Source organism: Citrobacter sp. wls718 (assembly GCF_005280945.1).
Classification (GTDB): Bacteria; Pseudomonadota; Gammaproteobacteria; order Enterobacterales; family Enterobacteriaceae; genus Citrobacter; species Citrobacter gillenii.
Genome location: NZ_SZWV01000004.1, coordinates 16,737 through 30,246 on the forward strand (window position 1 = coordinate 16,737; position 13,510 = coordinate 30,246).

General features: G+C 54.8%; 15 protein-coding genes. 6 read left to right on the forward strand and 9 right to left on the reverse strand.

Annotated elements, in window-relative coordinates; translation table 11 throughout:
* Positions 1 to 188: 188 nt before the first annotated feature.
* The 5 genes from FDW95_RS00405 to FDW95_RS00425 are packed head-to-tail and all read right to left on the reverse strand — an operon-like array spanning position 189 to position 5,761.
* Positions 189 to 1,109, reverse strand: a complete 921-nt coding sequence (locus tag FDW95_RS00405; RefSeq protein WP_115258608.1) for a dihydrodipicolinate synthase family protein — start codon at positions 1,107 to 1,109, stop codon at positions 189 to 191.
* The gene (gene ilvD / locus FDW95_RS00410) at positions 1,106 to 2,821 is read right to left on the reverse strand and encodes a dihydroxy-acid dehydratase (protein WP_115258609.1); all 1,716 of its coding nucleotides are present in this window, start codon (positions 2,819 to 2,821) and stop codon (positions 1,106 to 1,108) included. The genes FDW95_RS00405 and ilvD overlap by 4 nt, the downstream gene beginning before the upstream one ends.
* Positions 2,818 to 4,188, reverse strand: a complete 1,371-nt coding sequence (locus tag FDW95_RS00415; RefSeq protein ID WP_115258610.1) for an MFS transporter — start codon at positions 4,186 to 4,188, stop codon at positions 2,818 to 2,820. The genes ilvD and FDW95_RS00415 overlap by 4 nt, the downstream gene beginning before the upstream one ends.
* 33 nt (positions 4,189 to 4,221) lie before the next feature.
* Entirely contained in the window at positions 4,222 to 4,869 is a 648-nt protein-coding gene (locus tag FDW95_RS00420; protein ID WP_115258611.1) for a 2-dehydro-3-deoxy-6-phosphogalactonate aldolase, read from the reverse strand.
* The gene (locus tag FDW95_RS00425) at positions 4,856 to 5,761 is read right to left on the reverse strand and encodes a 2-dehydro-3-deoxygalactonokinase (RefSeq protein WP_115258612.1); all 906 of its coding nucleotides are present in this window, start codon (positions 5,759 to 5,761) and stop codon (positions 4,856 to 4,858) included. The genes FDW95_RS00420 and FDW95_RS00425 overlap by 14 nt, the downstream gene beginning before the upstream one ends.
* A 194-nt stretch (positions 5,762 to 5,955) precedes the next feature.
* On the opposite strand from FDW95_RS00425, the gene FDW95_RS00430 reads away from it, so the two are divergent.
* From FDW95_RS00430 to FDW95_RS00455, 6 genes are all read left to right on the forward strand, one after another.
* Positions 5,956 to 6,687 (forward strand): FCD domain-containing protein, encoded by a 732-nt coding sequence (locus tag FDW95_RS00430; protein ID WP_115258613.1) that lies wholly within the window; start codon positions 5,956 to 5,958, stop codon positions 6,685 to 6,687.
* 95 nt (positions 6,688 to 6,782) lie between these two features.
* Positions 6,783 to 6,923 (forward strand): hypothetical protein, encoded by a 141-nt coding sequence (locus FDW95_RS00435; RefSeq protein ID WP_096757192.1) that lies wholly within the window; start codon positions 6,783 to 6,785, stop codon positions 6,921 to 6,923.
* A 404-nt stretch (positions 6,924 to 7,327) separates the two neighbouring features.
* Complete coding sequence (locus FDW95_RS00440; RefSeq protein ID WP_115258614.1) at positions 7,328 to 8,161, forward strand: ABC transporter substrate-binding protein; 834 nt, start codon at positions 7,328 to 7,330, stop codon at positions 8,159 to 8,161.
* A gap of 1 nt (position 8,162) precedes the next feature.
* Positions 8,163 to 8,981: an amino acid ABC transporter ATP-binding protein gene (locus FDW95_RS00445; protein ID WP_115258615.1), complete on the forward strand. Its 819-nt coding sequence runs from the start codon at positions 8,163 to 8,165 to the stop codon at positions 8,979 to 8,981.
* Positions 8,981 to 9,766, forward strand: coding sequence for an amino acid ABC transporter permease (locus FDW95_RS00450; protein ID WP_115258616.1), 786 nt, complete (start codon positions 8,981 to 8,983; stop codon positions 9,764 to 9,766). Before FDW95_RS00445 ends, FDW95_RS00450 begins: the two co-directional genes overlap by 1 nt.
* The gene (locus tag FDW95_RS00455) at positions 9,756 to 10,433 is read left to right on the forward strand and encodes an amino acid ABC transporter permease (protein WP_115258617.1); all 678 of its coding nucleotides are present in this window, start codon (positions 9,756 to 9,758) and stop codon (positions 10,431 to 10,433) included. Before FDW95_RS00450 ends, FDW95_RS00455 begins: the two co-directional genes overlap by 11 nt.
* Before the next feature lie 9 nt (positions 10,434 to 10,442).
* Here the strand turns inward: FDW95_RS00455 and ydhT are convergent, their stop codons facing one another.
* The 4 genes from ydhT to FDW95_RS00475 form a co-directional block, all read right to left on the reverse strand.
* A complete protein-coding gene (gene ydhT / locus FDW95_RS00460; RefSeq protein WP_115258618.1) occupies positions 10,443 to 11,255 on the reverse strand; it encodes a protein YdhT in 813 nt (270 codons plus the stop codon).
* Between the two features lie 3 nt (positions 11,256 to 11,258).
* Positions 11,259 to 12,044: a thiosulfate reductase cytochrome B subunit gene (gene phsC / locus FDW95_RS00465; RefSeq protein WP_096757198.1), complete on the reverse strand. Its 786-nt coding sequence runs from the start codon at positions 12,042 to 12,044 to the stop codon at positions 11,259 to 11,261.
* Positions 12,041 to 12,709 (reverse strand): 4Fe-4S dicluster domain-containing protein, encoded by a 669-nt coding sequence (locus FDW95_RS00470; RefSeq protein WP_096757199.1) that lies wholly within the window; start codon positions 12,707 to 12,709, stop codon positions 12,041 to 12,043. The genes phsC and FDW95_RS00470 overlap by 4 nt, the downstream gene beginning before the upstream one ends.
* A 64-nt stretch (positions 12,710 to 12,773) precedes the next feature.
* On the reverse strand, positions 12,774 to 13,451 hold the full coding sequence (locus tag FDW95_RS00475) for a YdhW family putative oxidoreductase system protein (RefSeq protein ID WP_115258619.1): 678 nt from the start codon (positions 13,449 to 13,451) through the stop codon (positions 12,774 to 12,776).
* Positions 13,452 to 13,510: the final 59 nt, after the last annotated feature.

Genomic DNA, 13,510 nt, shown 5'->3' on the forward strand with positions numbered 1-13,510 from the left:
GATATTGTTAAAAATGATCGCACATCACGTTCCTGAATAAACAGGCTTGCCGCATGATTGCGAAACATATTATTAACATTTTTGCGAGTTGTGACGGGTTAAAAAACGGACACAAAAGAGGTGGTTAGCGAGGTCCGCCGCGCACCGGAGCGGTGTTTCAGTTCAGGGGCGCGGCGTTGGCGTGCATGTCAGGTTATCGGTTCGGACAGCACCGACAAACCGAACTGTTTAATAAAGCGATCGACTGTATTTATATCCTCATCCGTTAAGGTCCAGCCGGGTTTTCGACAATACTCATCAGCAATAATCCCCCGACGTAGCAATATCGTTTTTTCAATCTGAATGATGTATTCACAATGCTGCATCCAGCGCTGGATATAGGGTAACAGCGCGTCATGTAATTGCGCGGCCTGCTGCGGCTCTCCGGCCAGCCAGTGACGATAAATACGCACATAAATTTCGCTGAACGAACACCCCGGCATCACTCCTTTCCCTCCAACTTCCAGCATTTGTAGCATATACAGACCGGCGTAGCCGTTCAGTACGTGGGCGTCGGGTGCATGCAGGAGAAACTCGCGCGTGTACGCCACCGGCGGATTACATTCAATCTTAAATACCGCGTGCGGATAGCGTTTGGCCACCTCGGCTAACTGCACTGGCGTGACCGGAAATCCGGTCTCACCCGGTGCGTATTGCACCATCACGGGAATAGTCACCGCCTCCAGCACCGCAGAAATATGCGCCTGAACGGCCGCAAGTGACGGTTGCAGGAAAAACGGAGGCAAAAGCATCAGCGCGTCAGCCCCCATACTCTGATACCGACGCGCCCGACGTACAGCAAGGTCGGTGCTGTGGTCAGTAACAGAGATCGCGCGAAACACGCGGCTATCCGCCAGTTCAGCCAGAAAGGTTTCCGCCAGCTGCCCTCGCTCACTGTCGTCAAGCTTGGGAAATTCGCTGGCAATGCCAAACAGCGTCAGGCCGTTAACGCCGGTGGCACTAAGATGGGCTAACAGGCGGCGAAAACTCACCCTATCAACGTCACCTTGCGGCGTAAACGGCATCGCCACAATGGGATTTACGCCCCGAATGTTATCGACCGAACTCATAAAAAGTCCTCCCTGTCAGCCAGCACAGCCCCCTGCGCTGCCGGTAACGCCCAGCGACGATACAGCCGCAAGAAGCCGCGGGGGACCTCTTTATGCACCAGTTGGCAACGTTGCTGACGTTCGTTCAGCTCGCACTCGGCCACATTCAGCGTTAAGGTGCGCTTTGGAATATCAATGCTGATGGAGTCACCGTTTTCAACCAACGCCAGTACACCGCCATCGCTGGCTTCGGGCGAAATATGCCCCACGAATAGTCCGCGATTCGAGCCTGAAAAACGCCCGTCAGTGATCAGCGCGCAGGAATCAGAGAGGTTCATCCCTTCGAGGAATTTCATTGGCTTGTACATTTCCGGCATCCCGGGCCCACCTTTCGGTCCTTCATAGCGCAAGACCAGCACGCTGCCGGGCTGGATATCGCCCGAGAGGATCGTCGCCACCGCGTCGTCTTCACTGTTAAAGACCACGGCCGGCCCGGTGAATACCATCAAATGATCCGGGACCGCTGCAGGTTTCACCACACAACCCATCGGCGAAAGATTGCCGTGCAGCACGGCGACGCCTGACTCATTTCGCACCGGGATTGCCAGAGTATGAATCACTTCCGGGCGACGGGTGACCGGAACGTCTCTCAGCCATTCTCCTTTTGTCTGCCCATTCACCGTCAGGCAAGTGAGATCGAGCAGATTGACGATCTCTTTTTCCACCGCCGCTACGCCTCCCGCTTCCCAGAAATCGATCATGTCGTATTCCGATGCAGGATAAAGCGAGGCTACCAGTGGCACCTGATGACTGAGGGCGTCAAATTCCGAGAGAGGAAGATGGCCCAGTTCCGCTTCGTAATAAATGGCCTGTAGATGCAGAATGGCGTTCGTTGATCCCCCCGTCGCCAATAAATAGGTCATCGCATTAAGGATAGATTCGCGCGTAATAATCTGACGGGCGTTCACACTGCGCTTCACCAAATCGACTGCGGTCATCCCTGTTGCATAGGCGCACTCCCGTCGTTCACCCGAGATAGCGGGCAACGTACTGCTCCCCGGCAGGCTCATGCCCAGCACTTCCGCAATACAGCACATGGTATTGGCGGTACCGTACATGGTGCAGGAACCGTGTCCCGGCTCCGCAATATCCTCAATATGGCGGAACTCAGCATCATCAATTTCGCCACGACGTTTCCAGCCAATGGCCTCGGTGACAATATTGCCGTCCCAGTGTTTGCCTTTATATTCTGCGGGATACATCGGCCCGCCGTTCAGCAGAATCGCCGGAATATCGAGTCGCGCCGCCGCCATCAGCATAGCCGGAACAATTTTGTCGCACGAGCCCAGCAGCACCATGCCATCAAAGCGGTGGGCACGCATCATCACTTCTATCGAACTGGCGATGATTTCACGCGCCGCCAGAATATAGCGCATGCCGAGATGCCCTTCGGCAATGCCGTCGCAGGGGGCGATAGTGCCAAATACCATCCCCACCCCGCCCGCTTCATCAATCCCTTTCAGTACATGCGCGGTCAGCTCATTGAGGTTGGCATGCCCCGCCGTCGCATTGGTGTAGCTATTAACTACGGCAATCACCGGACGGCGAAGTTGCTCGTCCGTGTGGCCCATCGATTTGTAGAGGGCGCGCTTTAACGCGCCATCATCACCACTGAGGATCGGATTGAAGTGTTCGCCACCACAACCGCCACATCCGCTGCCACAACTGCTCATATATGACCTCTTTTGGTTAATACGGTGTTTTCTGCCTGTACCGCCGTTTTTCGATCGCGAGGGTTAACCAGGCGAGCCGGGATGAGGAAAATTAGCGGTGCGCACAGCACCAGAAATCCCGCCAGAATGTACAATCCACTGCTGGTACTGCCGGTGGTGTCCTTCAGCCAGCCGAGAACCGTGGGGCCAAAGAACCCGGCCAGATTACCGATGGAGTTGACTAATGCGATGCCAGCGGCGGCGGCCGTGCCCGAAAGCAGCGTCCCAGGCAAGCTGATATAGGTGGGAATCAGTGATAACGTGCCGGACATCGCCACGCAGATCCACGCCATCATCCAGAACGTTGAACCTTCATTCAGGGCGCTGAATGTCAGTCCAATGGCGCCAACGATTGCCGGGATCGCAATATGCCAGCGACGCTCCTGTTTCAAATCCGAATGACGACTGTTCCACAACATGAAGGCTGCGCCGAAGATATAGGGAACTGCTGCCAGCAGACCAATCGTTAAATCATCCTGCACACCTGAGCTTTTTATGATCGACGGCAGCCAGAAGTTAATCCCGTAGTAGCCAATGTTGAAGCTAAAGAAGATCACCGCCAGCAGCCAGACAAAGCGGTTACGCAACATCGCAGACAGGCTATGTTGTGGCATTCCCGCATTGGCGGCGTCTTTATCCAACTGGTCTTTTTGCAGATCTTGCTCAATTACTGCTTTCTCCTGGTCCGATAACCAAGTCGCCGATTTCACATCGTTGTCGAGATAACGCAGTACCACAAACGCCAGCAGGAATGAGGGGATCGCCTCCACCAGGAACAACCACTGCCAGTTGTGCAGATTACCCACACCTTCAAACATTTTCAGGATCAACCCTGACAGCGGGCTGCCGATAATAGTCGAGAGCGGAGTCACCAGAATAAACAGACCCAGCGTGCGCGCCGAGCGCCATGAGGGAAACCACAACGTTAAATAGTACACAATACCCGGGAAGAACCCGGCTTCCGCTACACCGAGCAGGAAGCGAATGACATAGAACTGAGTTGGGGTGGTGACAAACATCGTTAATGCGGATAGCACCGCCCAACTGGCCATAATGCGCGCTATCCAAAAACGGGGGCCAAAGCGCTGCATCAGCAGGTTACTGGGTACTTCAAAAATAAAGTAACCAATGAAAAAGATGCCCGCGCCAATGCCATACACCGTATCGCTGAGATTCAGCGCATCCTGCATATGGAGTTTGGCAAATCCCACGTTCACACGATCAAGGTAAGCAAAGAAATAACATAGGATTAAAAACGGGATCAGCCGTCGGGTCACTTTACGATAAACCGCATTTTTATTTTCGCTATCAAGGGTACGCGTATTCATCTTTCAGCCTCTTGAAGGGTTATTGATGCACGATCAGGTGTTTACCTGTTGCCATGCCTGCGCATAGGCCTGTGCGTTATGAAGAACCTGTTCACGACTTACGCCCGCACGGTACAGACCGCCGCCGCAGCCAAAGCCTTTTGCACCGCCCATGCACCAGCGTCTCAGCTGCTGCGCCTCGGCGGAAACGCCGCCAACCGGCATGCAAACAACATGGGGTGGCAGCACCACGCACATCGCCCGCAGTATCTCCGGGGAGATCATTTCCGCCGGATATAACTTCAGCCCACTGGCTCCGGCCTCCAGCGCCATAAATGCTTCGCTCGGTGTCGTCACACCCGGTAAGCTGATGACGCCACGTTCCCGGCTGCGGTGGATCACTGACGTGTTCATATTTGGCGAGATAATCATCTGCCCGCCCGCCTCCACGACATTGTCGACCTGTTCAGGCGTCAACACGGTACCCGCCCCGACGATAGCATGCGCGCCAGCGCGTTCACGTAGCAGCGTGATCGAATCGAGCGCTCGTGGTGAATTTAGCGGAACCTCCAACCAGGTGAATCCCGCCTCAAGCAGTGCATCACCAATTTCAGGCGCATCCTCCGGCGTCAGGCCGCGCAGAATGGCGATCATCGGCAGCGGCGTTTTCTGCCACAGCGTGGCAAAATCAAAACTGTCCATTACGTTTCTCTGTTAATTGATGTTGAAGAGACTGCATCCCGGCGATAAAACAGCGATCGCCATCAATGCAGCGTGTCTGAACCCCACACACGGTCGCGGCAAGCTGATAGCGACGCGTCAATGCCGCGCTGCCCACAAGCCAGATTTGCCCGGAGTAGTCCGTAGTAAACTCCGCCCCCATTAATAAGCCGGAGAGATAGTCGCCTACCGAGGAAGCAGGCAATTCTCCCGAAAGCCGCAGCGTTCGGGCAGAAAAAAGCAGTTGGCTTAACGGCTGGTCCCGACGGGCAACGTTCACGCCGCGCAAAAAAGCAGACTCATCCTCAACGGCTTCCGGTAGTGCGCGTCCGAGCAGCGAATGCGCGAGCAGCAGGTGGTACAACTCACCGGTCATGTAGGTTGAAAAATCGGTGACCTGCCGCTGCCGGACCCGAGCGTGTTTACTGTGCGTACCGGGTAAAATCGCCTGAAAATCGTCAAGCCCTGCCAGTAAAGCCAGCCCGAGCAACTGGACCTCTTCACCGCGCATCACATCCGGTATTTCACCCGAGGAAGATTGACGAAGTCCCGGAATAATCCACGCCTCGCTCCCCCATGAGGTGATGAAATATTTGCTACGCGAAATCAAACTGTCGACCCCGGCTGGGATCGGACAATAATCCACGTCATGCCAGCCCTGCTGTGAGCCGACCATCCCGGCCATCACGATGACCGGCGCGGCATGCGTAAGCCAGTCGCCTAACAGCGTTTTCAGCGTCGCGTCAAACTGACCTTGTCCAACATGAAGCAGCCCGCAGTTGGCGCTGCGCTTATCCAGCACGTCTTTATCATTGATCAACCACGCTCGGAAGTTAGACGTTCCCCAGTCAATCGCAATCCACGCCCCAGCCATCTTGTAACCTCAATAACTCAATCTTGTATTACAAGAATGTAGTTAATTTTATATGAACGATCTGTGAGCGCGATCGAGAAGTGCAATAAATCGTTATATTTATTAATCTGAACGGACATGAAATAAAATCTTGTATGCGTTACCTGCTGCTTTATAGTTACAATGAAAGGACTCTCTTATCTTCAAGGCACACTATGACGACGCCCCAGGCCACAATTTCCGAAACGATCACCCGCGATCTGGCAATGAAGATCATCTGCGGGACCCTGAGCGATGGGGAGATGCTCCCCGGTGAAAATGAACTTGCCGTGCAGTACTCTGCCTCGCGAACCTCAGTGCGAAACGCGCTGCATGTCCTGTCAGCCAAAGGCTTGCTGTCAATTCAGGCAAAACGGCGCAGCACGGTAAACCCGCGCGAACTCTGGAGTTTTCTCGACACCGACGTGCTGGGCTGGATGGAAGAAGTGGGTATTGCGCCTGATGTCGCAGAACAACTGGTGGTAACGCGTCTAATGTTCGAACCTAACGCCGCCGCGCTGGCCGCCGCCAACGCCACTGCCCGCGATTTGGCCGCCATTGAGGAGGCCTGGACGCTGATGTCGCGTGGGCAACAGCAGGATAAGATCGCGCTGTTTGAGGAAGGCGATCTGGCCTTTCACACGGCGCTGTTAAAGTCCTGCCATAACCCGTTTTTGATGTCGATTGGCAATGCGCTTTCAGCAGCTATGATGCTGTCATTTAAACAGACACAGGAGGCTTCGGTCAGGGAAACAGAGCATGCTGTAGAACAGCACCGCCTGCTGCTGGAAGCCATTCGCCTTCGCCAAGGCGTTACGGCGCGGGAGTGCATGCGGGATATCATCCTGAGCGCCGCCAACCGACATCTGTGGACCACGCTACCGGAAAAATACGCACATCTGATTTGATAGTCGCCTCTAAATCGCAAGAATCGCTGCTGTTCAGCAACATTTTTGCAATATAATAAGGGGGATGTTAAACGCTAAACCTGAACAGGTGACTGATGGAAATTGATCTCGATAATCTGGTCTTTGATGGGCTCGATGAAGCGCAAGAGCGCAATGCGGAACGTCTGGAAGATGCAGACAAAAAAGCACAGGAAATGATTGCGGATAATGACTGCGGCGATGCCTGCAAAATCTAATCCCTGAACCGGCGTAATGCCGGTTTTTTTTATCTCCAGTCAGCGTGTATAGCGCAATGCTTCAATCAGCTGTGCAAAGGCAGCGGTGTGCTGTTTGCGACTGGGATAATACAAATAATAACCCGTACACGCAGCGCCTGGCCCTCTTTGAGATAATAGAAATCGTTAAAATTATCACGCAGCATGACTGGCCCCCAATTCCACATCGGTTATCGGTTTATGGTACAGGCCCGCATGGAAATACAGTAGCGTTTCTGGATAATTTGCATTGTATTTACCCATTGTTAACAGCTATTTCACTAATATCATTTTGTATATAGATAAGAATTTTTTCTTATTTTGCGCCATCGATAAGTTATGGGAGCGTTAATAGCACAAACCAATAACTACAGGGATTTCATATAATGATGGCAACGAAAATTCAGCGCGCTAAAAAATCAATCCTGGCACTTAGCATATTGTCCGCGTCGGGCATGATGGCTTCGCAGGCTCAGGCCGATCAACTGGCCGATATCAAAGCTGCAGGCGTGGTGAAAGTCGCAACGTTCGACGCTAACCCACCGTTTGGCTCTGTTGATGCGAAAACACATAAAATTGTCGGCTATGACGTGGATTTTGCCGAAGCGCTGGCAAAATCACTCGGTGTAAAACTGGAACTGGTGGCAACCAATCCGGCCAACCGCATTCCGCTGTTGCAATCCGGTAAGGCCGATTTAATCGTTGCGGATATTACGATTACGCCGGAGCGGGCGCAGGTCATCGACTTTTCGGTCCCCTATTTTGTCACCGGACAGCAGTTCCTGGTGCCCGCAAAATCCCCGGACAAGCTTGATGATTACAGCAAGGCACGCATCGGCGCGGTGAAAGGCACTACCGGTGAACAGGCGCTACATCAGCGCTTCCCACAGTCACGCGTGCTGGCCTACGACGATATTCCGCTGGCGCTGACCGCACTGCGCAATGGCAATGTTCAGGCCATCACCCAGGACAGTACTATTCTGGCGGGCCTGTTAGGAGGTGCACCGGATAAAGCAGATTTCAAAATTTTACCTGACCTGCTGAGTAAAGAAGAGATCGGCGTAGGGGTGAAAAAAGGCGAAACGGCGCTGTTAAACGCGGTAAACGACGAGCTGCTGAAGCTTGAGTCGACCGGTCAGGCGGCCAAAATCTACGATGTCTGGTTTGGGCCTGAAACCAAAAATCCCCAGCCCCGCGCCTTTAAAATAGAAGCGAAGTAATATGCTCTCAGGTCTGTTTCCTCGCTCCGCAGCGCCAGCTGCGGATTTTACGCAGTTGCGTCAGGCGCGGGTCGAGCTGCGCAATGTGCATAAACAGTATGACGCGCAGGTGGTGTTAAATGACGTTAACCTGACCGTGGAGCCCGGTGAAGTGGTCACCATTCTGGGCCCTTCCGGCTCAGGGAAATCTACGCTTATTCGCCTGATCAATCAGCTTGAATCACTTAGCGGGGGCGATATTTTCATTGATGACCACCCGATCGGCCAGCTGCGCGGCGCGGCCTTACGTCAGTTACGCAGTCGCATTGGTTTTGTATTCCAGCAGTTCAATCTTTACGCACATCTGACGGCGCAGCAGAACATCTCGCTGGCGCTGGAATATGTTCACGGCTGGAATAAAACGGAGGCGAAACAACGCGCACTTGAGCTGCTGGAACAGGTCGGACTGGCTGACAAAGCCGAGGCCTACGCCGCACAGCTTTCCGGCGGTCAGCAACAGCGCGTTGCCATCGCCCGCGCCCTGGCCTCCTCTCCACAAATCATCCTGTTTGATGAACCCACTTCCGCGTTGGATCCCGAAATGATCGGCGAAGTGCTGCTGGTGATGAAAAACCTCGCCCATAGTGGCATCACGATGATTGTCGTCACTCACGAAATGCATTTCGCCCGCGAGATTGCCGATCGGGTGGTTTTCATTGATGGCGGCGACATTCTCGAAGTGGCGCCCCCCGAGGCGTTCTTTACCCGCCCGCAGCACCCAAGGACCCGACGTTTCCTGAAAAAAGTTCTCGACCCGTTACATCAGGAGTCATCGTTATAATGCACGCAATGGACTGGCAGGGAGTGCTGAGCGGGCAACCTCTGCAATGGATAATGTCAGGTTTTCTGACCACGCTATGGGTGACACTGGTGGGGATCGTACTCGCCACATTGCTGGCCATCTTACTGCTCGGCCTGCGCCTTTCGGGTAATCGCATCGCCGGTGGCATGGTCAGCGTGTGGGTTTCAGTTTTTCGCAACACGCCGTTACTGGTACAACTGATGTTCTGGTATTTCGCCGCATGGAATCTGCTTCCCCGAGGGGTAATTACCTTCATCAATGCTGAGCACCCGTGGTCCATTCTGCCGGGAGAGGTCTGGTGGTTAACGCCGGAGTTTCTCTGTTCGGCCTGGGGGCTGGGGATTTTTACGTCAGCTTTTTTGGTGGAGGAAATCGCCTCCGGTTTACAGGCGGTGTCCAGCGGGCAGCGGGAAGCCGCCGTGGCGCAGGGTTTTTCTTCCTGGGCGGTCTTTCGGCATATTCTGTTGCCTCAGGCCCTGGCGAACGCCTGGCAGCCAATCGTCGGGCAGTATCTCAATTTAATGAAGCTCTCATCGCTTGCCAGCGGTATTGGTTTCGCTGAACTGACCTACCAGGTTCGGCAAATCGAGAGTTATAACGCCCACGCGCTGGAAGCGTTTGCCGTCGGCACCGGGCTGTATCTGCTCACTGGGCTTGTGCTGGGAATGCTGCTCACGCGACTTGGCCCTCGGCCCGTACCGGCAAAGCGATCTGCGGTAAAAACCCACATCTTGAGCATCCGGAGTCCACAGCATGATCGCTAATATTTCGGTGATTACCGACAATCTGGACTATCTCCTGTGGGGACGCGCGGCACAGGGACAGCCAGGGGGAGTTCTGCTCACGTTACTGATGGCAATTGGCGCTGCGGTGCTGGCGCTGCCCGCCGGGATTCTCCTCGCCTGCTGCGCGTGGCGGTTCCCGGGCGTGGTGCGCAAGGGACTGTTTGTCTGGGCGGAGTTTATTCGCGGTATTCCGCTCATTTTTGTCATTTTCTGGATGTGGTACCTGCTGCCCATGCTGACAGGCAGCGATCTGCCAGGGGCGGCGACCGTCACGCTGGCGCTAGCCTGGTTTACCGCCGCCTCGGTAATGCACTCCGTGTATGCGGGCTTAAACGCGCTGCCTGGCGGTCAGTATGAGGCGTCAGTGGCTCAAGGATTTCGCCCGTTTCAGGCGTTGTGGCTGATTTTACTGCCACAGGTGCTGCGTAATATTCTGCCATCGCTGACGGGGATTTTTATTGGGTTACTAAAAGATACGTCGCTGGCGTTTATCGTCAACGTCCCTGAACTGACGACGGTTGCCGGTCAGGTGAACAGCCGCGTGCAGATTTACCCGGCTGCGATTTTTGTCTTTACCGGACTGGTTTACTACCTGCTGTGTTTTGGGCTGGAGAAAGTCGCCCGGCATCGGTTCGCGCTAAAATAATGCCACGGCTCAACAGGCCACGAACTGGTGGTCGTCGTTGAGCCGGTATTTCACACCGGCACGGATATTATTCTCACCCTCGATGGCAACGGCAAACCGCATTCTCTCCCCGTCGTGATAGGCAAGCGCGGCACATCCACCGGGGCCGAGAATGATTGAATCGACCTCGCCGGTACTGGCAACGACCGCATTTTCACCGCTGGCAATAATGTGCACATTGTCAGCACAGTTAGCAATCTTTGACTCAGGGCCAAAGCTGGCGATCTGCGTGAGATCGCCGCTGCTGGCAATACGGCTGCGCTCGCCCAACGAACTGATACGCACACGCATGCCGGTACTGGCGATGCGCGTGCCGTTTCCCACGCTGCTGACGCGCGTGGAATTTCCCGCGACCGCGATTCTGCTGCGATTGCCGGAGCTGCCGACATGCGTATTGTACCCCACGCTGCCAATGCGGGCGCTGTACCCCGCGCTGGCAATCTGTGCGGCGTACCCGGCGCTGGCGATTTTGACGTTATCACCTGCACTGCCAAGGCTGTCGCTGTCCGTTGCACTCGCCAGCTGTCTGCCGTTGTCGTCTGCCGTTTGCGGGCTGGCTAAACGCGCCATCGCGAAAATATCCTGCTGCACAAAACGTGCTTCATCCAACCATTTAGACCAGCCATATTCCACGAGGCTGTCCGCCCAGTCGCCGAAACCCTCTCGCTCAAGCGCACGGTGAACATCCGCATAGCTGCCACCGTCCGGAAACGAACGCAGAAACCAGCGGTACAACACGGGCCCGACGCGCCAGGCCCGTAAGTCACTAAAGGTTATCATCATTGCTTAATGCCGATGATAGCCATCCACCATGCACCTGAAGGTTTCGCCCGGCGTGCGTCCCGTGGTGCAGAGATAAAGATGTCCAAAAATGAAAAACAGACTCACTATCGCCAGCGCAAAGTGCGCCTGCAGCAACCAGTAACGCACACCCGGGAACAGATCGCCCACCGCTTGCGGATACAGCGACAGCAAACCAGAAATCAGCAACAGCGGTAACAGTCCGTACATTACGCCGACATAGGCCGCCTGCTGTAACGGGTTGAACTTAGACCGCGTGGATGCCGGGAACGGGTGTGCCTCACCCTGCATAATGCCAAACAGATAAAACCGCGTCTGTCGTTGCGCCCGCCCAATCCAGCCCTGGCGTTTAATCATATAGTGATGCCCGTTGCCACCGATCAGGTTGATCAGCACAAAGCCAATCCAGCACGCCAGCAGCAAGAAGCCACAGATTTCGTGCACAGCATGCAGGCTTTTCATTACCGGGGCGCTGACGGCAGAAAAGTGGTTGACCAGACCACTGCCCAGCAGCAGTAAAAACAGCAGCGCATTCGACCAGTGCCACAGGCGGACCGCCTTCGAGTACAGATAAACTTTCTCACCGTGCCCGGCTGACGCTTTATTGGCAGAGCGAAAGCGCAACATGGCGTGTAGCGCCAGCACCAGCCACATCCCCACCAGCATTAACCCGGCAGCCACCAGCCAGACGGGCCAGTAGTCGGGCTTAAACAAGGGGACGTACTGCGCCAGTTGCGCATGAAACTGTTCGGCATTCTGCGACGCGTTCATACATTATCCTTTTTAATCAAATGTTGACCGAACCGACGATACAGATGGGGTTTCCCGGCGCCTGCCAGCTGATACTCGTAAAACTTGTTTTCGCGCAGCCAGGCCTGAACCTGCGGACTATCTTCGCGCCCAAATATCAGCGCATGTTCCGGGCACGCATTCACGCAGATAGGCGGGAAGCCTTTTGCCAGACGTGACTCGGCGCAGAAGTCACATTTGTCGGCCACTTTGGTTTGCGGATTAAGATAGCGAACCTGATAAGGACAGGCCCCTATGCAGTAGCTACAGCCAATGCAACGCGCGGCGTCAACCCGCACAATCCCATTCTCATCGCGCCAGGAAGCACCGGTCGGACACACCTCAATACAGGGCGCATCGTCACAATGCTGGCAGGACTGGCGGAAATAGTGATACAAGGTTTCGTTGTCGTTATCCGACACCGGAATATGGGCAATCGACAAACGGCTACCCTGGGCTGGAACATGGTTGGTTTTTCTGCACGCTCGGGCACAAATATTACAGCCGTTGCACAATGACTCATCATGAATCATGACATAACGAACCGCTTGCGTATTTTTGGTACTTGCTAACAAGGTTTGGCCTGGGCCGGTGAAAAAAATCACCGTCCCCATGCCAATGACAAATTTTCGTCGGGTGAAGGACATCGGGTTATCCTCTAATGCTGTGACAGTGATCGTCCACACGTTCCATGACATTTACCTGATCAATTCAGGGGTTCTGGTACTGCTCAACCTCAAGCCATTCACACAGGCCGTACGCCTTGCCGTAGCGCATAAAGCGCTCGCTAAACAGATAAGGTTCCGCATTCGACGCTTCCACAACGCGTATATCTGCGTAATCCGGGTGCGTTTCCATGGCGGTCAGCGCCGCGGCTATCTGTTGAGGTGCAAAGTGATACGGCGACTGTCCGAGCATGGCGACCTTATACGGGCGAGGATACGTTCGGCAGTCAAAGCGCACCGCCTCGGCGATCGCCCGGCAGATATCGTTTTCCACCACCTGCACGCACATGTCGGCATAGTTAGCCGTCATGGTCTGCGTCGAGTAGAAATACACATCTTCCGCACCCTGCACGCAGGTAATATCCGCACTTCCCGCCTGCTCATGCATGGCGTCCAGCAGCAGCGTAAGGTCTGTTTCAGGCATTGAATAAGGTGGCTGCAAAAACACACCGCGCGCCACCAACTGGCCCGACGTGGAGTGCTGGCGGATAAAATCCGCCATTATCGACTCCGCCGTCACCGGCTCTTCGACCTGCGGCGTGTTGCTGTGCTCTACGGCCGGGTGTAACGCCTGTAGCCACTGTCGTTTTTGGCTATCCACCTCATCAGGAAGCGCTATACACGCTTCCTCATCGGCGACCAGAACGTCGCTCACGTTAGTCATCTCACGTTCCTTACGCCGGCAGCAGATTCTGCGCAGCCAGATCGGCTGCCACATCCTCA

Coding starts and splice junctions, on each gene's coding strand:
- FDW95_RS00405 (WP_115258608.1), bottom strand. CDS start 1,109: ATGAGTTCGGTCGATAACATTCGGGGCGTAAATCCCATTGTGGCGATG.
- ilvD (WP_115258609.1), bottom strand. CDS start 2,821: ATGAGCAGTTGTGGCAGCGGATGTGGCGGTTGTGGTGGCGAACACTTC.
- FDW95_RS00415 (WP_115258610.1), bottom strand. CDS start 4,188: ATGAATACGCGTACCCTTGATAGCGAAAATAAAAATGCGGTTTATCGT.
- FDW95_RS00420 (WP_115258611.1), bottom strand. CDS start 4,869: ATGGACAGTTTTGATTTTGCCACGCTGTGGCAGAAAACGCCGCTGCCG.
- FDW95_RS00425 (WP_115258612.1), bottom strand. CDS start 5,761: ATGGCTGGGGCGTGGATTGCGATTGACTGGGGAACGTCTAACTTCCGA.
- FDW95_RS00430 (WP_115258613.1), top strand. CDS start 5,956: ATGACGACGCCCCAGGCCACAATTTCCGAAACGATCACCCGCGATCTG.
- FDW95_RS00435 (WP_096757192.1), top strand. CDS start 6,783: ATGGAAATTGATCTCGATAATCTGGTCTTTGATGGGCTCGATGAAGCG.
- FDW95_RS00440 (WP_115258614.1), top strand. CDS start 7,328: ATGATGGCAACGAAAATTCAGCGCGCTAAAAAATCAATCCTGGCACTT.
- FDW95_RS00445 (WP_115258615.1), top strand. CDS start 8,163: ATGCTCTCAGGTCTGTTTCCTCGCTCCGCAGCGCCAGCTGCGGATTTT.
- FDW95_RS00450 (WP_115258616.1), top strand. CDS start 8,981: ATGCACGCAATGGACTGGCAGGGAGTGCTGAGCGGGCAACCTCTGCAA.
- FDW95_RS00455 (WP_115258617.1), top strand. CDS start 9,756: ATGATCGCTAATATTTCGGTGATTACCGACAATCTGGACTATCTCCTG.
- ydhT (WP_115258618.1), bottom strand. CDS start 11,255: ATGATGATAACCTTTAGTGACTTACGGGCCTGGCGCGTCGGGCCCGTG.
- phsC (WP_096757198.1), bottom strand. CDS start 12,044: ATGAACGCGTCGCAGAATGCCGAACAGTTTCATGCGCAACTGGCGCAG.
- FDW95_RS00470 (WP_096757199.1), bottom strand. CDS start 12,709: ATGTCCTTCACCCGACGAAAATTTGTCATTGGCATGGGGACGGTGATT.
- FDW95_RS00475 (WP_115258619.1), bottom strand. CDS start 13,451: ATGACTAACGTGAGCGACGTTCTGGTCGCCGATGAGGAAGCGTGTATA.